Source organism: Mesorhizobium sp. ORS 3428, assembly GCF_001854785.1.
GTDB lineage: Bacteria > Pseudomonadota > Alphaproteobacteria > Rhizobiales > Rhizobiaceae > Mesorhizobium.
On sequence record NZ_MDFL01000181.1, the window covers coordinates 63,865 to 85,650 of the forward strand.

Consider the following 21,786-nt stretch of genomic DNA (forward strand, 5'->3'; position numbering starts at 1 on the left):
GCAACTCCTTCCGGCGTATTTGGCGAAAAACCTAGTCGGTTTTAGCCTTCGATCATACGCAAAATAAACTGCCGCGGCGTCTTCGCGCATCTATCGGATACGCAAAGGCCCGTGGCCAAAACGATCAGGCGGCCGACTGCTTGGACAGGCCGACCTTCAGATCCGTCGCAGCGTATATGGGTTCGCCGTCCGCCTTGAGCCAGCCATCGGCAATGCCGAGCACAAGGCGGCCGCGCATAACGCGCTTGAAGTCGACGCCGTATTCCACCTTCTTGACCGACGGCGTCACCATGCCCTTGAACTTCACCTCGCCGGTCGACAGCGCCATGCCCTTGCCGGGCTCGCCGAGCCAGCCGAGATAGAAGCCGRTCAATTGCCACATGGCGTCGAGGCCCAGGCAGCCCGGCATGATCGGGTTGCCGATGAAATGGCAGGCGAAAAACCACAGATCCGGCTTGATGTCGAATTCGGCGCGGATGAAACCCTTGTCGAAGGCGCCGCCTGTCTCGCTGATTTCGGTGATACGGTCGAACATCAGCATCGGCGGATAGGGCAGCTGCGCGTTTCCAGGGCCGAACAGCTCGCCGCGGGCGCAGGCAAGCAGTTCCTCGTAATCGTAGCTGGACTTTTGACCCGCCATTAACTCCGTCCCCGTTCTCGTTCCGGGCGGCAGGGCGCCCATGTCGTTGGTTTCCTAACACACTCTGTTTGCGGCCGGAAACCGGCGTTTGYGCTTAACCCGTGCGCCTGCCCGGGTCAATGCGCGCTATTGATCGCATTTGGTCGACAGAATATATGTCGGGAGATGTCCAGTTTCAGGCATTGACGTCTTTTTGCCATTCTGGACCTGTTTAGGGGGCTGAGCCGCAAGCTTCGACGGGATAGATGGATTCGGGCTGCCGGAAGGAAAATGTCGCTGTGGACAAGCGGGTTCGCGAAGCCGGCCTGAGGCCGACGCGTCAGCGCATTGCGCTTGCCGATCTGCTTTTCGCCAAGGGCGACCGTCACCTCTCTGCCGAGGAACTGCACGAAGAGGCGATCGCCGCCGGCGTGCCGGTCTCTCTGGCGACCGTCTACAATGCGCTGCACCAGTTCACCCAAGCCGGCCTGCTGCGCATCCTCGCTGTCGAAGGGTCGAAAACCTATTTCGATACCAACACCTCCGACCATCACCATTTTTACGTCGAAGGYGAGAACCGGATCTTCGATATCGCCAGCGGCCCGGTGAGCGTCTCCAACCTGCCGGAGCCCCCGGAAGGCATGGAGATCGCCAATGTCGACATCGTGGTGAGGCTGCGCCCCAAGCGCCGCGACTGATCCGCCGGCGATGCGGCCTGTCGATCTGGCGATCCGGCTTGAATGGGTCGCGGCTGCCGCGGCGGCTGTTCTTTTCTACAAAATAACTGGTGTGTCTTGGTGGCTGTTTGCGCTGCTCATCCTGGCGCCGGACCTGTCGATGCTCGGCTATCTCGCCGGTGCGCGTGTCGGCGCCGTCGCCTACAATGCGCTGCACAACCTGATAGTCCCGATCGTGCTGGCGCTTGCGGGCGTCCTGTTCGTAGCGCCGATCGCGACAGCGGTGGCGCTGATCTGGATCGCGCACATCGCGATCGACCGCGCCCTGGGCTACGGCCTGAAACTATCCACCGGTTTCCAGGACACGCATCTCGGTCGCATCGGACGCTAAAGCGTGTCTCCCGAAAGTGGGAACCGGTTTCGGGACAAAGACATGCGTAAAATCAAAAATCTAAAGCGCATTGAGCGAATCTGAAAGATCGCGACGCGCCTTAGACCATGATCCCGAACCGAAGGACCGCGTCAGCGAAAAGCGGGCACCGGTTCTCGGAAATGACCATGATCCAGACGGGAAAGATCAATTCTTGAACTTTTCGCCCGGATAGGCGCCCCAGACCTGCGACTGGGCCATCCAGCCGGTATGGCCCTCGAAGGTCATTTCGCACCATTGGCCGTCGCATTTCTTGATCGAGCCTATCACCCCTGGCTCGATGATGGCGACGACACCGGCATCCTTGTCTGGCTCGTTGAGCAAATTGATTCGCCCGCCCTTGCCGCGCTGCCAGGGCGCGACGATCGCGGTGCGGCGGCCCGACAGCAGCGACTGGTTGATCCAGCCCTCCGAACCGTCCGCGTCGCGCACGCGGCGCCATGTGTCGAATTCCTGGATCACCTCCATCGGCAGCCCGGCCTTCAGATACATCCAGTTGACGGAATAGTTGGCGCCGGGGCCGACACGCGAGTTGACGCGTGCTGGTTTAAGGCTGACGAAACGCGGCAGCGGCAGGCCGCTCGGGCCGAGCGTTATCGTTTGCGCCGGCGCGGCCGCGCTCTGCGCGGATGCCTGCGGAACACAAAGCAAGGCGCCGAGGACGGCTGCGCTGAAAGCCAGGCGAAGCGACGCGAAACCAGACACTTTCATTCCTTTCGGCGCCGGTCCGTCGGGATGAGCGCCCCTTTTTCTTTGTCTTCGGCGGCACCGCTTGTTACAGGAGTGGCTGATACCGCGACTGGCTTCAAGTTTCGCCTGTCTTGGTTAAAGAGGTCTCAACGAGATCGGTTTCGAGGAAGCTTCGGGAATACAATGGCAGGCAAAAAACGGCCCCTCGTCGTCATCACGCGCAAGCTGCCCGATCCGGTCGAAACCCGCATGCGCGAGCTGTTCGACGCGCGRCTCAATGTAGAGGACCGGCCGATGACCCAGCCGGAACTGGTTGCGRCCGTCAAGGAGGCCGACGTGCTGGTCCCGACCATCACCGACCATATCGACGAGGCGCTGATCGCTCAGGCCGGCGAGAACCTGAAGCTGATCGCCAATTTCGGCAACGGCGTCGACAAGATCGATGTCGCGGCGGCGGCCAAGAAAGGCATCACCGTCACCAACACGCCGAACGTGCTCACCGAAGACACCGCCGACATGACCATGGCGCTGATGCTCGCAGTGCCGCGGCGCTTGGCCGAAGGCGCCAATGTGCTTACCGGCGAGAAGAAATGGGCCGGCTGGTCGCCGACCTGGATGCTCGGCCGCCGCATCTGGGGCAAGCGGCTCGGCATCGTCGGCATGGGCCGCATCGGCACGGCGGTCGCCAGGCGTGCCAAGGCCTTCGGCCTGTCGATCCATTACCACAACCGGCATCGCGTGCTGCCGGTGATCGAGGACGAACTGGAGGCGACCTACTGGGAAAGCCTCGACCAGATGCTTGCCCGCATGGACATCATCTCGGTCAACTGCCCGTCGACCCCGGCGACCTTCCATCTCTTGTCCGCACGGCGGCTGGCGCTGATGCAGCCCTCGGCCTATATCGTCAACACCGCGCGCGGCGACATCATCGACGAGGAGTCGCTGATCAAGCTCATCCATGATGGCAAGATCGCCGGAGCCGGCCTCGACGTCTACGAGCACGAGCCGGCGCTGAACAGCAAGCTGTTGAGGCTCGCCCACAAGGGCAAGGTGGTACTCTTGCCGCATATGGGCTCGGCCACGCTCGAAGGCCGCATCGACATGGGCGAGAAGGTGATCATCAACATCCGAGCCTTCTTCGACGGCCACCGCCCGCCGGACCGCGTCCTGCCGCTCCGGACCTGAAAGCGTCGCGCCTTGTCAGGCGGYGACGGTGACGGCGCCGTCTTCCGCGACTTTCACCGTGGTTCCGCGATAGGTGTCGAACACGCCGCGCCCGAGCCTTACCGCCATCGGCGTTTCCCAGCCCATTTCCCGGGCGACGATCAGGCCGAGCAGAAGAATGGCATCAGGCTCGTGCAGCACCAGTGCCGCCGGTGCGCGGCCGTTGTGGACCAGCTCCATCAGCACGGCCGAGGCCGATGACGAGCCGATCGTCCCCGGCAGGAACAGCACGCGCCCGGAAATCAACTCGCCATGCTGCGGATGGCGGACATCGGCGATGCGCCCGGTCTTCGGATCGACGCCACCCCAGAAGCTGATCGGCGCCGTCAACACCAGCGCTTCGCCTTCGCCAGCCTTGCCAGGCAGCAGGATTTCGGCGGCGCTCATGCGGCGATGTCCGTGAATCGTGGCTTGCCGGCTATCGCGCTCTCGACGCAGTCGGCGAGCGAGGCGTAAAGCACCGCATAGCCGGTGTTGCCGGGAGCGTAATGCGCGAACTTGCCCGAATTGGTCATCAGCACGCCGCCCGCCAGCTCCGGCATGATCGGCGTCACTACAACGCAGGTGTCGGCGACGATCACGACGCCGCTTGCTTCGAGCCGCTTTCGCCGCCCGTCCTGTTCRATCAGGCCAATCACATGCCGGCCGGTGCAGGCATAGATCGGCACGGCCAGCCGTCTTCCGGCAATCAGCCGCTCAAGCATGTCGAACTCGGCATGCGATAGATGCGGGCTACCGATCGCAACCGCGTCGATTGTCCTGGCCGCCGCCGCGGTCGACAAGCCGGCGCGCGCCTTCGCCACCATCTCAGGCGAGACGCGGATCACCGCCTCCAGTTCCGGCCTGGCCAGTATGGATTCGACGTCCGGAGCCTCGGGCGTGACGCCGGCAATATGGAACAGTCCGACCGCGCCGGAAGACGCGGCCGCAGCGCCGAAGGCCTTCAGCGCGTCTTCGCCCGGGTGACCGGCCACACCAATGACCACGCCGATCGCATTGCCGACCTCGCGCCCGTAGAGGCTGCCCAGCACCGGCCAGGCGATCTCGGAAGCAAGGAAAGAGGGCGAGAGGGCCGAGACGTCGAACACCAGCCGCGCCCGCCTGTTCTCCGGGCGGTGCAGGCCATAGTCCGGCGCCCGGCCGGTGATGGCGCAGGCAATGTCGAGGAAATCGCCATAGCGGTTGGTGCGTGCGCCCAGCACAGAGTTGCAGAACACCACGGCATTGGACTCGCCCCAGGCGACATCGCTACCCTGCGCCGGCCTGTGCCCGGCCTGGTAGGGCGCGCAGGTCCAGCTCTGCTCGCAGCCGAGCTTGCGGTAGGCTTCCATCATCCGTCGAGCCATGCTGCGCTGCGGCTCTTCCAGCCGGATGCGCGAGCAGCCCATCAGGTCGAGCGCCCCGACATTGAGCGTCGAGCGCACCGCGACCCTGGCGCCGCCTTCGACCAGCCGCTCGGCGAACAGCGTGCCGGAATCGCCATGGTAGAGCGCGCCGTCGATATGCGCCGAGGCGATCGGGATCAGCCGCGGCGCGCCGAGCAGGCGCGCGCTTTCGGCGACGATGYGCATCGCCATGGCTGCACCGTCCCTGCCGGCGGCGATTTCCTGTTCTTCGCGGCTGAGTACAAGGGTCAAGTCARCACCTTGCGCATCGTGATCGAGGTCGGCCGGTCATAGCCCTTATGCGCCGTGCGTCCGGTCTCGCGAAAGYCGAGCCGGGCGAAGGCCGTGTGGTTTGCCGTCAGCTCGATGCGCGTCTGCAGCTCGATGACCTGCTTGCCGCGCCGGCGGGCAAGGTCCTCCACCGCCTGCATCAGCCGTGCGCCTATGCCTCGCCCCTGCAGGCCGGGCTCGACGGCAAGCTTTCCGACATAGAAATCGCTTAGTCTCTCCAGCGCGAAGACGCAGCCCACCATGCGGCCGCTCTCCACCGCCAGGAACCCAGTCTCCTGCCCCGCCTTGTGCCTCAGGCTTTCCGGTGTCAGCAGATGCGCCGAGGACGGCGGGTCGATGACTCCATCCATATAGGCGAAGGCGCGCAGGATCAGCGCCAGCAATTCGTCCCACTGCGCGAAGTCCGGCGGAAGCTCGCTGACGAGGGTTGTTGCCGGCTGGTCCATGGTTCAGACCGCCTTGTAGCGGACGGTGTCGAAGCGGGCGGTGAGGCCGTCGTAAAGCAGCAGCCGGCCGACCAGCGGCTCGCCGATGCCTRCAATCAGCTTGATCGCCTCCATCGCCTCCAGCGTGCCGATGACGCCCGTCAATGCGCCGACGATGCCGGCAACGGCGCAGGACGGCACCAACCCTTCGGGCGGCGCTTCCGGGAAAAGGTCGCGGTAGCTTGGATTGCGCCTGCCGTCGGCGCCGGTCTCGTACGGCTTCAGCACCGTCACCGAGCCGTCGAAGCGGCCGACAGCGGCGGTGACCAGAGGCTTCTTTTCCTGGGCGCACGCATCGGCCAGCGCGTAGCGTGTCTCGAAATTGTCGGAGCCGTCGACGACGACATCATAGCCGGCGACGAGGGCAGGGGCGTTTTCCGCCGTCAGCCTGAGACGATGCATCTCCACCGTGACGTTGGGGTTGATGCGCATGATCGCCGCCGAGGCGCTGTCGGTCTTCGCCATGCCGATCGTGTCGGTGCCATGGATCACCTGCCGCTGCAGGTTGGAGAGTGCGACATCATCGTCGTCGATAATGCCGAGCGTGCCGACGCCGGCCGCCGCGAGATATTCAAGCACGGGCGCCCCCAGCCCGCCGGCGCCGATCACCAGCACCCGCGCCCGCTTCAGCTTCTGCTGGCCGGCGCCGCCGATTTCGGGCAGCACGATGTGGCGCGCATAGCGTTCGAGCTCTTCGTCGGTGAGGGCGGCATTGGTCATGGCGTGACCTTATAGCCGGTGCAATGCCTTGTCATGTACGGGCAAGGCGAAGCCTTGTCCCGCAGGACAAGTACGGGCCATGCCAAGCCTTGTCCCGCGGCAACGAGCGCCGGAAACCCCGTTGGGTCCTTCAAGAGCTAACCCGTCGGTCCGACACTGCCGTGATCGACGGTCAGGAATTGCGCGCGCCCGGCGAGGCTGGAAAACAGCGCCGCATCGGTGCCGGTCATGAAGGCCTGGCAGTTCAGCTCCTCGAGAATGGAGAACAGCGCCGCCCGCCGGCCACCGTCGAGATGCGCCGCGATTTCGTCGAGCAGCAGGATCGGCGTCAGGCCGGACATCTCGCCGGTCAGCCTGGCATGCGACAGCACGATGCCGACCAGAAGCGCCTTCTGCTCGCCGGTCGAGCAGAGCTCGGCCGGCATCGACTTCGGCCTGTGCCGCACCAGGAGGTCCGAGCGATGCGGACCGTCGAGCGTCCGCCCGGCGGCGCGGTCGCGCTCGCGGCCATTGGCAAGCACAGCGCGGAACCGCTCCTCGACATCGACTGCCGGCGCGAAAGCGATCTCGCTCTCCAACTCGCCGGCGAGGCTGATGTCGGCCTGCGGAAACGGGCTGTCGCCTGGCAGCCTGTCGATCATGGCGGCAAGCAGCCGCACCAGTTCCGCCCGCGCCGCCGCGATCGCCACCCCGGTCTCCGCCATCTGCGTCTCGATCGCATCGAACCAGCCGCCGTCGCGCGAGCCCTCCGTAAGCAAACGGTTACGGCCACGCATCGCCTTTTCATAATCCAGCGCCCGCTGGCCGTGGCTGGGGTCGATTGCCAGCACCAGCCGGTCGAGGAACCGGCGCCGGTCGGCGGCCGGCCCCGGAAACAGGCCGTCCATCGCCGGCGTTAGCCAGACGACCCGCAGCCATTCCAGCATAGCCTCGGCCGACCTCGCCGGCGCGCCGTTGATGCGAACGCGCCTTCCGCCTTCTCCCGCGCCGTCGCCGCCGGAAACGCCGGTGCCGATTTCGACCTGGCCTTCCGGCCCTTCGATGCAGGCATGCAGGGCAAAGCCGCCATCGCCGCCTTCGCGCGCAACGTCGGCATAGGGCGCGCGGCGCAGCCCGCGTCCGGGCGTCAGCAGCGAGATGGCTTCGAGCAGATTGGTCTTGCCGGCGCCATTGTCGCCGGACAGCACCACGGCACCGGAGTCGAGTTCGAGCGAAAGCCCCGCATAGTTGCGGAAATTGGTAAGCGTTAACTTACTTATATAGCTTTGCTGCCGAAGCTGTTTGGTATCCTCGGTCACGGCGATATGTCAGGCCCGTTAGAGCAATTCCAGGAAAAGTGTGACACGGTTTTCCGTCCGGAATTGCGTCGAACAAAGAGATAGGACCTACACCCGCATCGGCATCAGCACATAGAGCGCGGTCTCGTCGGCCATGTCGTGGATCAGTGTCGGCGAGCCGGCATCCGCCAGCATGAACTTCGCCTCAGAGCCGGTGAGCTGGGCCGCGACATCGAGCAGATATTTGGCGTTGAAGCCGATCTCGATCGGATCCGACGAGTAGTCGGCCGCCAGCTCCTCCGTGGCGCTGCCCGAATCCGGATTGTTGACGGCGAGCGTAAGCTGGCCATCGTTGATCGACAGTTTGACTGCGCGGCCGCGCTCGGACGAAATGGTCGAGACCCGGTCGACGGCGGCGGCGAAGCTCTGGCGGTCGATGATCAGCTTCTTGTCGTTGCCGGTCGGGATGACGCGCTGATAGTCGGGGAAGGTACCGTCGATCAGCTTCGAAGTGAGGATGACGCTGCCGATGGTGAAGCGGATCTTGGTGTCCGACAGCTCCGTCGTCACCGCCACATCCGGGTCGTCGACCAGCTTCTGCAGTTCGCTCACCGTTTTGCGCGGGATGATGATGCCGGGCATGCCTTCCGAGCCTGCTGGCGCGTCGATCTCGGCGCGCGCCAGGCGGTGCCCGTCGGTCGCGACCGAGCGCAGCTTCAGTTTGCCGCCTGCCTCGTGCGTGTGCAGGAAGATGCCGTTGAGGTAGTAGCGCGTCTCTTCGGTCGAAATCGCGAACTGCGTTTTCTCGATCAGGCCCTTGAGCGCCGTCGAGTCGAGCCGGAAGATATGCGAGAAGGAGCCGGCCGAAAGCTCCGGGAAATCGGACTGCGGCAGGCACTGYAGGCGAAAGCTCGAACGGCCGGACGTGACCGTCATAGCGTTGCCGTCCTCGTCGGTCTTCAGCATCACCTCGGCGCCGTCGGCGAGTTTGCGAACGATGTCGTAGAGCAGATGCGCCGGAACCGTCGTCGCGCCRCCGCGCTCGACCTTGGCGGGGGTGGCTTCCGTCACTTCCAGGTCGAGGTCGGTCGCTTTCATCTCGAGGCTGGCACCCTCGGCGCTAAGCARCACATTCGACAGGATCGGTATGGTGTTGCGCCGCTCCACCACGCGATGGACGTGGTTGAGGGACTTCAGGAGATTGGACCGTTCCAGGATAACACGCATGACGAAACAGGCTCGCTTCAATGAATGAGCGGGTCACCTGGGCCGGCGTCCCGCGAAAGCTCCGAGAAAAGCTCAGAATCTGTGTAAGCTGACAGTAAAAAGCCTGCAAACGCAAGCCCGCGCCACCGGTTCCGGCCGGTTGCGCGGGCTTTCTGGGGATAAAGCCGGCGAAGAGCTCAGGCCTGCTCGTTGATCAGCCTTCTGAGCAGTTCGAGCTCCTGCGCCAGCGTGTTGTCGGCACCGGAAAGGTCTTCGATCTTGCGCACGGCGTGCAGAACCGTCGTGTGGTCGCGGCCGCCGAAACRCCGTCCGATCTCCGGCAGCGAGCGCGGCGTCATCACCTTCGACAGATACATCGCCACCTGCCGCGGCTTGACGATGGTGCGCGTGCGCCGGTTGGAGAGYAGCTCCGTCTTCGACACGTTGTAGTGGCGCGCCACGATGCGCTGGATGTCCTCGATGCGCACCCGCTTCGGCTCGCCCGAGCGGTAGATGTGGCCGAGGATCTCATCGATGYGGTCGATGGTGATCTGCGGCTCGAAGGACTGGCGGAACAGAAGCTGGTTGAAGGCGCCTTCGAGCTCGCGCCCGCTGCCCGTCACCGTGCGGGCGACATGCTCTAGGATGTCGTCTGAGATGTCGAGCGAGCCATCGTCGATCTTGGCGGTGGCAAGGCGCAGCTTCAGCATGCCGAGGCGCATGGCGAAGTCCGGCGCCGACATTTCGAGCGCCACGCCGCCATTGAGGCGCGAGCGCACGCGCGGCTCCAGCGATTCCAGCTCCGACGGCGGCCGGTCGGCCGCGACCACGACCTGCTTGGYGCTGTCGAGCAGCATGTTGATCAGATGGCAGAACTCATGCTRGATCGACTTGCCCTGCAGGAACTGCATGTCGTCGATGATCAGAAGATCGATGTCGCGCAACTGCTCCTTGAGGGTGAGCGCATTGTTGTCGCGGATCGCTGTGGCGAAGCGCCACATGAAATATTCCGCCGTCAGATAGACGACGCGCGATTTTGGGTTGTGCCGCAGCGATTCTGCGGCGATCGCCTGCAAAAGATGCGTCTTGCCCAGTCCCACGGTCGCGTGAAGGAAGAGCGGGTTGAAGCGCACCGCGCTCGACTGCGATTCCGCCACGGCCTTGGCCGCAGCGAAGGCCACCCGGTTCGAGGGCCCCTCGATGAAAGAAGCGAAGGTGTAGCGCGGGTCGAGCGGCGACCCCAGCACATTATGGCGAAACTCGGTCTCCACCGGGGCGCCCTGGCGGGGCGCCGGTGCACGCTCCACCCGGCCAGCGCTCGCTGTGCCGGCCGCCAGCACGGTCTGCGTTTGCTTGGTCATCTTGCGCGCCGGCGCGACCTCCGGCTCGACATTGTTGCGGCCTTGCCGCGTCGCGGTCCGCACGACGATCTCGATCTTGAGTACGTCCGGATCCTCATGCCTCCACAGTTCGGCGATAAGGTCGAGATAGTGGCCGTTGATCCACGACCGCAGGAAGGCCGTGGGCACAGAGATACGGACAATGCCGCGCGAGGCTTCGGCAACCTTCATGYGGCCAAACCAGCTCGAATAGACCTCGGCTCCCAGGCGTGCCTTCAGTTGGGCCTTGACGCGCTCGAACTTCTGTTCAGCGTCGCTGGATGCCGCCATGTCGTCCCCTCCGACGAAAGTTGTAGGGAAAGGGAGTTCGCCCGATATCTCCCGCTCGATGCCGCTCTGCATGTTCAAGCTTCCTTGTCTTCTCGTACCCTTTTTCCACCGGGGGTGCGCCTCCAGCACCCTGAGTCCGGCGTCGTTTTATTGCTGCGCCTCCATCGCCGCCGCCGGCGATGTCTTCGCAACGTTGCGCAAGGGACAAATGCCCGCTCTTGCKAGCCGGCGTGGACACGTCAGGGCAATACAACTCCATCCGGYGAAACGCCGGCTTGACGTCAACCTGCCATGTACAATTACGCCAGTCCCCTACCCGTATCGAAGAGACAGACCAAGCCGCACGCGGAATTGCTCCACGTCATGAATTCCGCCATTTTTGCTGGCCGATTCAGGCTGGYCAGGGAGCGAGTGCCCGTCCCTTCGATGGATGGACATTATCGAAATCGCTGTGGATAGGGCAAGGCCACGTCTAACCGATTTTTAACGAATCTGGTTACCGAAGGCGTGTTCGAAGCAGGTGCCGCCGGGGAGTGTTTTGATAAAGCCATTGTGATTCAAACCCTTCTCCGGCGGATGTGAAAAAGGCCACACCTTCGGAAATTTTCTGGAAATAATTCGCTTGACAGCTACTTGTCCCCCACCGCTCCTCGCTGAGTTGAACAAGCTGTGGATGACCGTCTGTAAATATCTGAAAAATATAAGGAATTTGTGACAGAGCCAAATTATGGCGATGGCCGCATCCGGCCGGCCTTGACATCAGCGATCATGTATATGCCGGCAAACATTCGCAACTTTGAAATCCGAGCCGGAATCGTTATGCGGGCGTTCTTTTTAAGTACTTGCCGGCAAACGAAAAACCCGGCCTGCGGGCCGGGTTCAAACATAGTAGTTCTAAACGGGAAATCGGTCAGGCCGACAGCACCTTGACCCGCTGGGCCAGGCGCGAAACCTTGCGGGACGCCGTGTTCTTATGGATGACACCCTTGGTGGCGGCGCGCATCAATTCCGGCTCCGCAGCCTTGAAGGCTTCCAGCGCCGCGGCCTTGTCGCCGGCGGCGAGCGCCTCTTCGACCTTGCGGACATAGGTGCGGACGCGCGACCGGCGGTTCTTGTTGATCGCCGTGCGGCGGGCGATCTTGCGCGTTGCCTTTTTGGCCGAAGACGTGTTGGCCATGATGCCTCTCTTCTGATCTGGTGAGCGCCAGCGGGGTGCCGCAGGGCGCAAAAAAACAAACGGGCAGCCACAGGGCCGCCTCGGTTGGTGCGGCTTATAGTTCAGCTTTTCCGGCGCGTCAACGCCGCTGCGCGGTCTTTTTGGCAGCGTTTCAACGGTTGGTGAAGTTCGGCTTCCGCTTCTCGACAAAGGCGGCCATGCCTTCCTTCTGGTCGTCGAGCGCAAACAGCGAGTGGAACAGGCGTCGCTCGAAGCGCAATCCTTCGGCAAGCGTTGTCTCATAGGCGCGGTTGACGGCCTCCTTGGTCATCATGACCGACGGCAGCGAAAACTCGGCGATCTTCGTCGCCGCCTTCAGCGCCTCCTCCACCAGTTCGCCGGCCGGCACGACCCGCGACACCAGCCCGCAGCGCTCGGCCTCGGCGGCATCCATCATCCGGCCCGTCAGGCACATGTCCATCGCCTTCGACTTGCCGACGAAGCGGGTCAGCCGCTGCGACCCGCCCATGCCCGGCATGACGCCGAGCGTGATCTCGGGCTGGCCGAACTTGGCGTTGTCGGCGGCGATGATGAAATCGCACATCATGGCGAGTTCGCAGCCGCCGCCGAGCGCGTAGCCGGCGACCGCCGCAATGATCGGCTTGCGGGCGCGGGTAAACTCTTCCCAGCCGACGAAGAAGTCCTGCGTGTAGGCGTCCACGAACGAGATCGCCTGCATTTCCTTGATGTCGGCGCCGGCCGCGAAGGCTTTTTCGGAGCCTGTGAGAACCATTGCGCCGATATTCGAGTCGGCGCGGAATTCCTTCACCGCAGCCACGATCTCCGCCAGCAGCTGCGAGTTCAGCGCGTTGAGCGCTTTCGGTCGGTTCAGCGTGATCAGCCCGACCTTGCCACGCGTCTCGACGAGAATGGTTTCATAGGTCATGGCGTCTCTCTCCTCGCTTCGATTGAGGAGACCGGTCTAGCTCACCGCTGACAGGTCCGGCAATAGAAGGTCGAGCGGCCGCTTTGCACGATACGCTCGATATGGCCGCTGCAGCCTGGTTTCGGGCAGGGCTCGCCCTCGCGGTCGTAAACCGCGAAGGAATGCTGAAAATAGCCGAGTGACCCGTCCGTCTGGACATAGTCGCGCAGCGAGGATCCGCCGGCGGCGATCGCGTCGGCGATGACCGAGCGGATTGCCTCGGCGAGGCGTTTGCACTGCTCTTTTGCCTTCTTGCCGGAACCCGCGAGCGTGCCTGCTTCGCGCAGCGGCGACAGGCCGGCGCGCCAAAGCGCCTCCGACACATAAATATTACCGAGCCCGGCGATCAGCCGCTGATCGAGCAGGGCTGCCTTGAGCGGCGACCTGCGGTCCTTGAGCAGCGAGGCGAGCAGGGGGCCGTCAAGCGCATTGCCGGTCGGCTCGATGCCGAGCCCCGCCAGCATCGGATGCGTGTCCGGCGCCCCTTCGGCAAACAGCATGAAGCCGAAACGGCGCGGGTCGTTGAAGRTGACGCGCGAGCGCGCGCCCTTCGGGGAAGCGACTTCGAATACGACATGGTCATGCGCGGCGCTCTTCGAGCGCTCATGATGGAATGTGCAGGGTATCTCGCTGCTCTCGGCGGTTTCGATCCGGAACGATCCTGACATGCCGAGATGACAGATCAGCACCGGCCCTTCATCGAGATGCATCGTCAGGTATTTGGCGCGCCGGCCGAGCGCCGTCACGGTCCTGCCGGTAAGTCGCTCCGAAAAACGCTCGGGAAAGGGAAAGCGAAGGTCAGGCCTGCGTGCCTCAACCTTGACGAGCCGCRCCCCCTCCAGGATCGGTTGCAGCCCGCGCCGGACCGTTTCGACTTCAGGCAGTTCGGGCATGGCCGCCAATCATTGCGAGGAAGGAGGTCCCGTGGCGGCCGGGCGCCAGGCCGAGATGGTCCGCGACGGATTCACCGATATCGGCGAAGGTCGGCCTGAGCCCGATGTCGCCGCCCTTGAGCCCCGGTCCGATGCCGATCACCGGAACGCGTTCGCGTGTGTGGTCGGTGCCGCGCCAGGTCGGGTCATTGCCGTGGTCGGCGGTGAGGATGAGCAGGTCGCCTGGCCTGATGCGCGACAGCGCCTCCGGCAGCCGGCGGTCGAATGCCTCGAGCGCTGCGGCATAGCCGGCAAAGTCGCGCCGATGGCCGAACTCGGTGTCGAAATCGACGAAATTGGCAAAGACCAGGTCGCCTTCGCCGGCGTCGTCCATGGCGGCGAGCGCCTTGTCGAACATCGCCATGTTGCCGCCCGCCTTGCGCACCTCGGAAATGCCGCGATGGGCGAAGATGTCGCCGATCTTGCCGACGGCGATGACCTTGCTGCCGCGCTCGGTCAGCCGGTCGAGCAGGGTTGGCTCCGGCGGCGGCACGGCATAGTCGCGGCGGTTGTGGGTGCGCTGGAAGGTGGCCGGCGTCTCGCCCACGAAAGGCCGTGCGATCACCCGCCCGATCCTGAGYGGATCGACCAGCCGGCGCACCGTCAGGCAGAGCTCGTACAACCTGTCCAGGCCGAAATGCGTCTCATGCGCGGCGATCTGCAGCACGGAATCGACCGAGGTGTAGCAGATCGGCTTGCCGGTGCGGATATGTTCCTCGCCGAAGCGCTCGATGATCTCGGTTCCGGGCGCATGGCAATCGCCGAGGATGCCCGGAACGTTGCCTTGGCGGACGATCGCGTCGGTGAGTTCGCCCGGGAAGGCCGGCACGGTATCAGGAAAATAGCCCCAGTCGAAACGCACGGGCAGGCYGGCAATCTCCCAATGGCCGGACGGCGTGTCCTTGCCGCTCGAGACCTCCTGGGCAGCGCCGTGGAAGGACGAGGCAAGCAGCGGTGTGCCGAGGTCGAACATCGATCCGGTCGCCGTCTGTGCCGCGCGGGCAAGCCCGAGCGAGGCCATGTTGGGCACAGCGAGCGGTCCCCTGCGCAAGCCTTCACGGTCCGCGCGGCCCTCGGCGCAGGCTTGCGCGATATGCCCGAACGTGTCGGCGCCGGCATCGCCGTAGCGTTCGGCATCGGCCGCTCCGCCGATGCCGAAGGAATCGAGAACGAACAGGAAAGCCCGCGCCATAGGTGCCATCGTTGCCAGTCTGAGCAGCCAGACATAAGGTCCCCTGGGCGCGTTGGCAAATCGGAAACCAGGCCGCGACGGCTTGGCGCCTTAGTCCGGCGATCGAGGCGCAGCGCCGGCGGGAGTGCGGCAAGGATGGGCATGGGCGAAGGATCCGCGACAAGCCGGGTTTCAAAGGCGTGCGGGGCARCTCTGGCCATGCTCTGCGCGGCTTCATCGGCGCGTGCCGACTGGCGCGACGACATCGGCACGTTTCGCATAGGCATCGTCGCCGAGCCCGAAGGTGGTAACACTGTTCCTGGCCTTGCCCGCCTGACGGATGCCTATGCGAGCGCGCTCGGCATGAAGGTGGAATTTGTGGTCGCMCGCGACTATGCGGCGCTGATCGAGGCGCAGGCGAGCGGCTGCGTCCAGTATGCGGTCTATTCGGCGCTCGCCTATGCCGCTGCCTCCGAACGCTGCGGCTGCGTCGAGCCGCTGGTGGCCCCGGTCGATGCCGATGGGGCCGTCGGCATTCGCTCCATTCTGGTGACGCGCGACGGCAAGGTGCCGGATCTCGCTGCCATGGTCTCGCATCGGATCGCGATCGCGCCCGCCGACAATGTCGGCGGTTCGCTGCTGCCGCTGACCGTGCTCACCGGCGAAGGCGTGAAGATTGCCGAAGACTCAACATTCCTGGCGCGCGTCCCCTCGGCCACCGCCGCCGAGACGATGCTCAACGACGGCAAGGCCGACGGGCTGTTCGGCTGGGAACCTGTCGGCGCCGACGGCCGACCCACCGACACGGGCGGCACGATTGCGCGGCTCGAGRCCGCCGGCATCCCGAAGGCATCGCTTCGGGTGCTGTGGACCTCGGGCCTGCTGCGATATGGCCCGCATGCGGTGCGCAGCGATCTCGATGCCGAAGCGAAGCGCCGGCTGACCGTTTTCCTGACCAACCTCAAGTCGCTGACGCCGGACGTCTACGATCTTCTGGAATCGGCGCATTCCGGCGGCTTCGAACTCGCCGTCTCGAAGGACTACGCAACGGCCTTGGCCATCGTGCGGCGGGAAGCAGGCGGCCAGGAATAGCACTCAGCAGTCGCTGCAGGGGACCACCGGACCACGGCGGGGCCTCAAATAATAGGTTTCGCCCATCGAAATGCTGTTGAAGGCCGAGGTCAGGCCAAGCGCCTTTGAATTGTCGGCCGACCAGGTGATGATTGGCTTGTAGGCAAGATCGCTTTCCACCCGGACAAGGAAGGTGTTGCGGATATTCAGCGTCGCAGGAACCGTGGTGATGCTGCCCTTCGCCGCGTCGGCGCTATTGGTGCTGCCCACAAGCTTGCGTGACCACGCCACCAGCACCCTCGGCGCCGCCTCGTCGGTGATCTGTATCCCGGTGATGATGATCGTCGGCGACGAACGGTTGTAGGGCTGCAGCGTCGAGGTGCCGATCTTCATGATCGCATCGAGATCCGCTTTCGTGACCGACGTCTGCTGYGTGACGAGATCCGCCACCATGCTGCCRATGCGGCTGACCTTCTTGCTGGTCTCGATCGCCTGCGAGGCTTCCATCGTGATGAAATACATGATGAGCAGCACCGGCACGATGAACGCGAACTCGATCGCAGCGACGCCACGGCGATCGCGGCAAAACCGCGCCGCCCTGGCCGCGATGGTCGAAATTCCCCGGTGTGCCCCCGCACGATACATATCTTACCTCCACGCCGCCGCAGCCTCAGCCGGCGAGTAGTCCCAAGAGCATTTCRCAGCCAAGCGGAATCACTTGGCGTCGCGGAAATGCGGCCGAGACAAACAAATAGAGCGGGGCGCCGACCTTCACTGAACTGCTTCCCGCTTTAGTTGTCGAATGGTTCGTTCTGCCAGGTCACGGACGCGAAGTGCAGCGTCTTGCCGTCCTTCAGATTGGCCATCTGTTTGGCCAGGAAATCCGTCATGACCGGCCACTTGTAGAAGACCCTGAGCATGTTCTTGGATTCCGCCAGCCCGGGAGAAACCGTGAAACTCATCGAATTCGTGCCTTGCGTCAGCAYGATGTCGCCATTCACGATCTTGAAGCCAGCCGCGGCCGCGTCCGCGAAGGTGGGATATTCCCGAAGGTCCACCAGCAGTCCAGGGCAAGTCTTGGCGACCATGATCTCCAGCCTGCTGCAGATCAGCTGCTTGATCGAGGCTTCGGTGACATTTGCCTTGCGCAACTGTCCGGTGCGCAACTGCCGCGCGACGTCATCGGTGATGTTGGCCATCACCTCTTGGCCGGCAAATGAGATGCAGCTCTCGAGGATGGCGAAGACGAGCAGGGCGAATGGAATGGCCAGCAGCGCGAATTCCATCGCGGTGCTGCCGCGCTTGTCGCTGAAGAAGCCGAGGCGGGGCTTTGCCCGCCCCCCGCTGTCCTTGCTTTTCCCGGGTGCCGGATCCCCGCTCATGTCCCGTTCCCGCCCATCCCTTGCAGTGTCGGCGGCAACATAGTGAAAACCGATTGAGGYCCGGTTTGGATGAGCGTTAAATTCGCCGGGCGGTCTTTAACCCGCCATTAACGTCGCGATTGCCTGTCGGCGTCAGCCTCAGCGGGCGGCGTTCATTTCGGTTTCGGAAGCTTTCTCGGCTTCGCTCTTGTAAGAGCTTTCGCAATAGGGCGTGCAGGACATGGTCTGGACTTCCGAGCGCCTGTAGATGCGCACCGATGACGCGGCCTGCCGGACGACCGTCACCTGTTCGTCGATGATCGGGCTGCCGTCCGAGTCGAGCACGACCAGATTGGTGACGCCGAAGCCCTTGCCGGTGAGAACAACCGTCGAGGCGTCCTGCACAGAGGCGTCGGCGATTGCCGGATTGCCGACTACGATCGTATCTGCCGCGCGCGACAACTTCACGATCTTTGCCTGGTTCATGGTGACCTCGATGCCTGCGCCGGCCCTGGCGGGCACGACCAAAGCGGCAACTGCCAGCAGCGCGGCAACTGGAAATAGCGATCTCGACGAGGTCATTGATGCGCTCCGGGGCGGCAGACTGTTCAACGGAACATGAACGAGATTGGTGAACCAACGGTTAAACGTCGGGTGGTTGTCATGAGGATTGGTCCGTCCCGGGGATCTGCACCGGCAATATGAGCTGTTTTAGCAATATTGCGAATACGGCSGATATCTGCCCCTTTCCCAATCCGCTGTTACCTTTTTCGATGTTTAGGCCACGGTTAACCACGCAATGGGTTCGTGTCCGGAAAGGAATCGGTAAGGGTATTTATTAAGCCGATTGAAAGAGCTTCTCCCTAGATTTGCAGCATCCGATCAACCGCGAAGAGAAGTTGACGGAAGTGCTGTAACACGTGGAGTAGGAGCTCTCGAATGTCTAATCTCATCGCACGCTTTGTGAAGGACGAATCCGGCGCGACTGCCATCRAATACGGTCTGATCGCCGCTCTCATCKCACTCGCCATCATGGTCGGCGCCAGCTCGCTGGGCAACGCCCTGAACGCCAAATTCTCGAGTATTGCCTCTGTGGTCAACGGCACCAACAAGTAATATCCGAAGGTATCCTCTTGTTAGAGGAAAAGAAGGGCCGCCGATGGCGGCCCTCTTTATTTATCAGCGTTCGGCGGTTTTTGAGTGTCGGGCCTCACCAATCCTTAATACAGCCCGCTCAGGATGCCGCCGGAAATCTGCCACGGATAGCGCATCCATGCTTGAAGCTGTCATCTTCGTCGTCTTTCCTTTCTGCATGCTGTTCGCGGCGATCTCGGACACTTTGTCGATGACGATTGYCAACCGCGTGCCGGTGCTGCTCCTGGYGGCGTTCGCTCTGGTGGCTCCATTGACCGGAATGGACTGGGCAACCTATGGCTGGCATTTCGCGGCCGGCGCCTTGGTGCTGGCGGTGACTTTCGGCTTGTTCGCGCTCGGCGGCATGGGCGGCGGCGATGCCAAGCTTCTGGCGGCAACCGCCGTATGGATGGGGCTCAACATCAACCTCGTCGGTTACCTGGTCACCTCGACATTGATCGGCGGGCTGCTGACGATTGCCATTCTGGCCTACCGCAAGTCCCCGCTTGCGGCCTATACCGGCCACAACCGTTTCCTGCGCCATTTCGCCGACGAGCAGGTAGGCATTCCTTATGGCGTCGCGCTTGGGCTCGGAGGGCTCATCACCTTTCCGGATTCTCCGCTGATGGTCTGGGCGCTGGACAGGCTCACCGCCTAAAGCGCGTCGTGCGGAAACGAATTCAAGGCGACGCGTTTAAGTTCTGCATGTGTGCATGTCGTTTTCCCAAAGACCGCTGCGCACTTTTTGGTGACATGCGTTGGCTCGTTTCTTCGACGAAATCGGATTCCCTCAAGGCGGCCTTGCCGCCTTATTCGTTAACGGCAAGCGGTTCCGTCGAATTTGAGTAAACCTTAAATTAATCACGATCGTAAGCATTGCATTAACCTTGTTTTGACGATTGCAACTGCAAAGTCCGGCCTGGCGAGGTGGTTTTGCCTTGAGGCGAAGGGTTCGGACGAATGCCAGCATCCCGATTGATCATTCTGAGCGTGGCGGTGGCCGCGGCGGGTGGCGCAGGTTATGTCGCAAAGAACATGGTCGTCGCGCCGCCGCCTCAGGTCATTGCCGACGCGCCCAAGCAGCCGGCGATTGCGCTCCAGGATGTGCTGGTGCTTTCAGGCGATGTCGCAATGGGCAGCCAGCTCGGCAACAACATCAGCTGGGAGCAGTGGCCGTCCAGCGGCGTCAACGCCAATTTCATCACCCGCGCCGCCGAGCCCGATGCGGTCGAAAAGCTGAAGGGCTCGGTTGYCCGCGTGGCCATGTATACCGGCGAGCCGCTGYGGCGCTCCAAGCTGGTCGGCGAAGGGCAGAGCTTCATGTCGTCGATCTTGCCGTCCGGCATGCGCGCCGTCGCGACAGCGATATCGGCCGATACGTCGGCCGGTGGCTTCATCCTGCCCAATGATTTTGTCGACGTCATCATGACCCGGCGTTCGGACACCGGCAATGGCGGCAGCGGCTTCAGTACCGAGACCATCCTCAAGAACATCCGCGTCCTGGCTATCGACCAGACCATCCAGGAGGACGAGGAGGGCAAGAAGACCAGGGTCGGCCAGACCGCGACGCTGGAGCTGACGCCGCAGCAAGCGGAGATCATCACGGTTGCGCAACAGATGGCGGATCGCCTGACACTGGCGCTGCGTCCGATCACCGACACCAACGAGAAGAACTTGGGCGAGGCCGACTATCTGGTGAACGGCAACGGGCGGCGCGGCACGGTCCGGTTGATCAAGTCGGGCGAAGTTTCCGAAGTGGGAGCAAGGAAATGAGGCTAAACGGTAAACTGCCCGTCATGGCGGCAGCGGCAATCGGCCTGTTCCTGCTCGGCACCAATGCACCCGGCGTCGTCGAGGCCAAGGCCGCGAACAGGGCTGCGGGCGTCACGGCCTCGGTTGCCACGCAGCGCGTCAAGCTCGGTCTCAACAAATCGGTGGTCATCGACCTCCCGAACGACGCATACGACATCCTCGTCGCCAATCCCGCGGTTGCCGACGCGGTTACGCGCACGGCGCGCCGCATCTACCTGTTCGGCAAGGCGGTCGGCGAGACCAACATCTTCGTCTTCGGCCCCAACGGCGAACAGATCGCCAGCCTCGACCTGGCGGTCGAACGCGACGTTGCGGGCCTGGAGGACTATCTCAAGCGCTTCCTTCCGACCTCGCAGATCAAGGTCGAACTGCTGAACGACAACGTGATCCTTACCGGCACGGTGGACACGCCGCTCGATGCCAAGCGCGCCGTCGACCTGGCGACCATCTTCGTCTCGGGCGGTGAAGCCACGACCGGCCAATATTCGCAGACCGCTGCCGGCGGCTCGGCCAATGGCGGCGTCGACATCAACAATCCCGACCAGGAGCGCCGGGTCTCCAAGATCGTCAATCTGTTGCAGATCATCGGCGACGATCAGGTGACGCTGAAGGTGACTGTCGCTGAAGTCAGCCGCTCGGTGATGAAGCAGCTTGGCGTCAACATGATCGGCACCGGCGGCAGCAACGGCATTTCCTGGGGCGCGATCAGTGACAATTTCACCGGCCTAGGCAAGCAACTGTCCAATTCGGGCTTCAATGTCCAGACGTCCTCGATCCAGGCCTACATCAACGCCATGGAATCGGCCGGCGTCATGAAGACGCTGGCGGAGCCTACGCTCACCGCTGTGTCCGGCGAGAAGGCGACCTTCAAGGTCGGCGGCGAATACAATATGGTGAACAGCGTTTCCGCCAACGTCTCCACCGATAACCAGACGGGTCTGAAGACCTATTCAATCGAGAAGATCGAATACGGCATCGGATTGGAGTTCCAGCCGGTGGTGCTGTCACCCGGCCGCATCAGCCTGAAGGTCCGGACCGCCGTCTCCGAGCCGACAACCGAGGGATCGGTGTCGCTTTCCGATGGCGGGAGGAGCCCCGGCATGAACGCTTTGTCGCTGCGCAAGCGCCTGGCCGATACGACGGTGGAACTGCCTTCCGGCGGTTCGATGATGATCGCAGGCCTCGTGCGCGACGACGTCAGGCAGGYCGTCAACGGACTGCCCGGACTGACCAAGATTCCCGTGCTCGGCGCGCTGTTCCGCAGCCGCGACTTCGTGCRCAACGAAAGCGAGCTCGTCGTCATCATCACGCCCTATCTGGCGCGGCCGGTGGCGCGTAACGAGCTTTCCAAGCCCGATGACAATTTCAATCCGCCGAGCGACGGCGCCGGCATGTTCCTCGGCCGTGTCAACCGCGTCTACGGCACCATGCAGACAGACAGGCCGCCCGGCCGTTACCACGGCGTCGTCGGCTTCATTTACAAGTGAGCG

At 63.3% G+C, this 21,786-nt stretch carries 24 protein-coding genes; 8 read left to right on the forward strand and 16 right to left on the reverse strand.

From position 1 onward, the window contains the following. Window positions 1-124 precede the first annotated feature (124 nt). On the reverse strand, window positions 125-640 hold the full coding sequence (fabA, locus tag ORS3428_RS29610; RefSeq protein WP_071101809.1) for a 3-hydroxyacyl-[acyl-carrier-protein] dehydratase FabA: 516 nt from the start codon (window positions 638-640) through the stop codon (window positions 125-127). A gap of 245 nt (window positions 641-885) precedes the next feature. Between fabA and irrA the strand changes: the two genes are divergently transcribed. Both irrA and ORS3428_RS29620 read left to right on the forward strand, forming a co-directional pair. Beyond that, entirely contained in the window at window positions 886-1,317 is a 432-nt protein-coding gene (irrA, locus tag ORS3428_RS29615) for an iron response transcriptional regulator IrrA (protein WP_071101810.1), read from the forward strand. 10 nt (window positions 1,318-1,327) lie between these two features. Continuing rightward, a complete protein-coding gene (locus ORS3428_RS29620) occupies window positions 1,328-1,687 on the forward strand; it encodes a DUF4260 domain-containing protein (protein WP_071101811.1) in 360 nt (119 codons plus the stop codon). Between the two features lie 186 nt (window positions 1,688-1,873). Here the strand turns inward: ORS3428_RS29620 and ORS3428_RS29625 are convergent, their stop codons facing one another. Next, a complete protein-coding gene (locus ORS3428_RS29625; protein WP_071101952.1) occupies window positions 1,874-2,431 on the reverse strand; it encodes an SH3 domain-containing protein in 558 nt (185 codons plus the stop codon). Between the two features lie 168 nt (window positions 2,432-2,599). Between ORS3428_RS29625 and ORS3428_RS29630 the strand changes: the two genes are divergently transcribed. Further along, window positions 2,600-3,601, forward strand: a complete 1,002-nt coding sequence (locus tag ORS3428_RS29630; protein WP_071101812.1) for a 2-hydroxyacid dehydrogenase — start codon at window positions 2,600-2,602, stop codon at window positions 3,599-3,601. A 15-nt stretch (window positions 3,602-3,616) separates the two neighbouring features. Here ORS3428_RS29630 and ORS3428_RS29635 read toward each other — a convergent pair whose 3' ends face one another. The 11 genes from ORS3428_RS29635 to ORS3428_RS29685 form a co-directional block, all read right to left on the reverse strand. Next, a complete protein-coding gene (locus ORS3428_RS29635) occupies window positions 3,617-4,027 on the reverse strand; it encodes an aconitase X swivel domain-containing protein (RefSeq protein WP_071101813.1) in 411 nt (136 codons plus the stop codon). Beyond that, on the reverse strand, window positions 4,024-5,277 hold the full coding sequence (locus ORS3428_RS29640) for an aconitase X (protein WP_083355354.1): 1,254 nt from the start codon (window positions 5,275-5,277) through the stop codon (window positions 4,024-4,026). Before ORS3428_RS29640 ends, ORS3428_RS29635 begins: the two co-directional genes overlap by 4 nt. After that, on the reverse strand, window positions 5,274-5,762 hold the full coding sequence (locus ORS3428_RS29645) for a GNAT family N-acetyltransferase (protein WP_071101815.1): 489 nt from the start codon (window positions 5,760-5,762) through the stop codon (window positions 5,274-5,276). Before ORS3428_RS29645 ends, ORS3428_RS29640 begins: the two co-directional genes overlap by 4 nt. A 3-nt stretch (window positions 5,763-5,765) precedes the next feature. Next, on the reverse strand, window positions 5,766-6,521 hold the full coding sequence (locus ORS3428_RS29650; RefSeq protein WP_071101816.1) for a molybdopterin-synthase adenylyltransferase MoeB: 756 nt from the start codon (window positions 6,519-6,521) through the stop codon (window positions 5,766-5,768). A 137-nt stretch (window positions 6,522-6,658) separates the two neighbouring features. Next, window positions 6,659-7,819 (reverse strand): DNA replication/repair protein RecF, encoded by a 1,161-nt coding sequence (gene recF / locus ORS3428_RS29655; protein WP_071101817.1) that lies wholly within the window; start codon window positions 7,817-7,819, stop codon window positions 6,659-6,661. A gap of 87 nt (window positions 7,820-7,906) precedes the next feature. Beyond that, on the reverse strand, window positions 7,907-9,025 hold the full coding sequence (dnaN, locus tag ORS3428_RS29660) for a DNA polymerase III subunit beta (RefSeq protein ID WP_071101818.1): 1,119 nt from the start codon (window positions 9,023-9,025) through the stop codon (window positions 7,907-7,909). Window positions 9,026-9,201: 176 nt separating this feature from the next. Further along, window positions 9,202-10,674 carry a chromosomal replication initiator protein DnaA gene (gene dnaA, locus ORS3428_RS29665; RefSeq protein WP_244508140.1) on the reverse strand — a complete coding sequence of 491 codons (1,473 nt, stop codon included), beginning with the start codon at window positions 10,672-10,674 and terminating at the stop codon, window positions 9,202-9,204. A 910-nt stretch (window positions 10,675-11,584) separates the two neighbouring features. After that, window positions 11,585-11,851 carry a 30S ribosomal protein S20 gene (rpsT, locus tag ORS3428_RS29670; protein WP_071101820.1) on the reverse strand — a complete coding sequence of 89 codons (267 nt, stop codon included), beginning with the start codon at window positions 11,849-11,851 and terminating at the stop codon, window positions 11,585-11,587. Window positions 11,852-12,002: 151 nt separating this feature from the next. After that, entirely contained in the window at window positions 12,003-12,776 is a 774-nt protein-coding gene (locus ORS3428_RS29675; protein ID WP_071101821.1) for an enoyl-CoA hydratase, read from the reverse strand. Window positions 12,777-12,817: 41 nt separating this feature from the next. After that, a complete protein-coding gene (mutM, locus tag ORS3428_RS29680; protein ID WP_071101822.1) occupies window positions 12,818-13,708 on the reverse strand; it encodes a bifunctional DNA-formamidopyrimidine glycosylase/DNA-(apurinic or apyrimidinic site) lyase in 891 nt (296 codons plus the stop codon). Then, window positions 13,692-14,939: a phosphopentomutase gene (locus tag ORS3428_RS29685; RefSeq protein WP_071101823.1), complete on the reverse strand. Its 1,248-nt coding sequence runs from the start codon at window positions 14,937-14,939 to the stop codon at window positions 13,692-13,694. Before ORS3428_RS29685 ends, mutM begins: the two co-directional genes overlap by 17 nt. Window positions 14,940-15,137: 198 nt before the next feature. Between ORS3428_RS29685 and ORS3428_RS29690 the strand changes: the two genes are divergently transcribed. Then, a complete protein-coding gene (locus ORS3428_RS29690) occupies window positions 15,138-16,010 on the forward strand; it encodes a phosphate/phosphite/phosphonate ABC transporter substrate-binding protein (RefSeq protein ID WP_071101824.1) in 873 nt (290 codons plus the stop codon). 3 nt (window positions 16,011-16,013) lie between these two features. On the opposite strand, the gene ORS3428_RS29695 is transcribed toward ORS3428_RS29690, so the two are convergent. The 3 genes from ORS3428_RS29695 to ORS3428_RS29705 all read right to left on the reverse strand — a co-directional run bounded on the left by ORS3428_RS29695 (window position 16,014) and on the right by ORS3428_RS29705 (window position 17,932). Next, a complete protein-coding gene (locus tag ORS3428_RS29695) occupies window positions 16,014-16,634 on the reverse strand; it encodes a TadE/TadG family type IV pilus assembly protein (protein WP_071101825.1) in 621 nt (206 codons plus the stop codon). A gap of 146 nt (window positions 16,635-16,780) precedes the next feature. After that, window positions 16,781-17,371 (reverse strand): TadE/TadG family type IV pilus assembly protein, encoded by a 591-nt coding sequence (locus tag ORS3428_RS29700; RefSeq protein WP_071101826.1) that lies wholly within the window; start codon window positions 17,369-17,371, stop codon window positions 16,781-16,783. Window positions 17,372-17,509: 138 nt separating this feature from the next. Beyond that, entirely contained in the window at window positions 17,510-17,932 is a 423-nt protein-coding gene (locus ORS3428_RS29705) for a pilus assembly protein N-terminal domain-containing protein (RefSeq protein WP_071101827.1), read from the reverse strand. A gap of 357 nt (window positions 17,933-18,289) precedes the next feature. On the opposite strand from ORS3428_RS29705, the gene ORS3428_RS29710 reads away from it, so the two are divergent. The 4 genes from ORS3428_RS29710 (at window position 18,290) to ORS3428_RS29725 (ending at window position 21,783) form a co-directional block, all read left to right on the forward strand. Further along, complete coding sequence (locus ORS3428_RS29710; RefSeq protein ID WP_071101828.1) at window positions 18,290-18,466, forward strand: Flp family type IVb pilin; 177 nt, start codon at window positions 18,290-18,292, stop codon at window positions 18,464-18,466. Between the two features lie 157 nt (window positions 18,467-18,623). After that, the gene (locus ORS3428_RS29715) at window positions 18,624-19,142 is read left to right on the forward strand and encodes an A24 family peptidase (protein ID WP_071101829.1); all 519 of its coding nucleotides are present in this window, start codon (window positions 18,624-18,626) and stop codon (window positions 19,140-19,142) included. Between the two features lie 302 nt (window positions 19,143-19,444). Further along, complete coding sequence (gene cpaB / locus ORS3428_RS29720) at window positions 19,445-20,257, forward strand: Flp pilus assembly protein CpaB (protein WP_071101830.1); 813 nt, start codon at window positions 19,445-19,447, stop codon at window positions 20,255-20,257. Beyond that, window positions 20,254-21,783 carry a type II and III secretion system protein family protein gene (locus tag ORS3428_RS29725; protein WP_071101831.1) on the forward strand — a complete coding sequence of 510 codons (1,530 nt, stop codon included), beginning with the start codon at window positions 20,254-20,256 and terminating at the stop codon, window positions 21,781-21,783. Before cpaB ends, ORS3428_RS29725 begins: the two co-directional genes overlap by 4 nt. Window positions 21,784-21,786: the final 3 nt, after the last annotated feature.

What these genes read in the sequence shown, in the direction of transcription:
- ORS3428_RS29705 (WP_071101827.1), bottom strand. Translation starts at nt 17,932, where the DNA reads ATGACCTCGTCGAGATCGCTATTTCCAGTTGCCGCGCTGCTGGCAGTT.
- ORS3428_RS29675 (WP_071101821.1), bottom strand. Translation starts at nt 12,776, where the DNA reads ATGACCTATGAAACCATTCTCGTCGAGACGCGTGGCAAGGTCGGGCTG.
- rpsT (WP_071101820.1), bottom strand. Translation starts at nt 11,851, where the DNA reads ATGGCCAACACGTCTTCGGCCAAAAAGGCAACGCGCAAGATCGCCCGC.
- ORS3428_RS29620 (WP_071101811.1), top strand. Translation starts at nt 1,328, where the DNA reads ATGCGGCCTGTCGATCTGGCGATCCGGCTTGAATGGGTCGCGGCTGCC.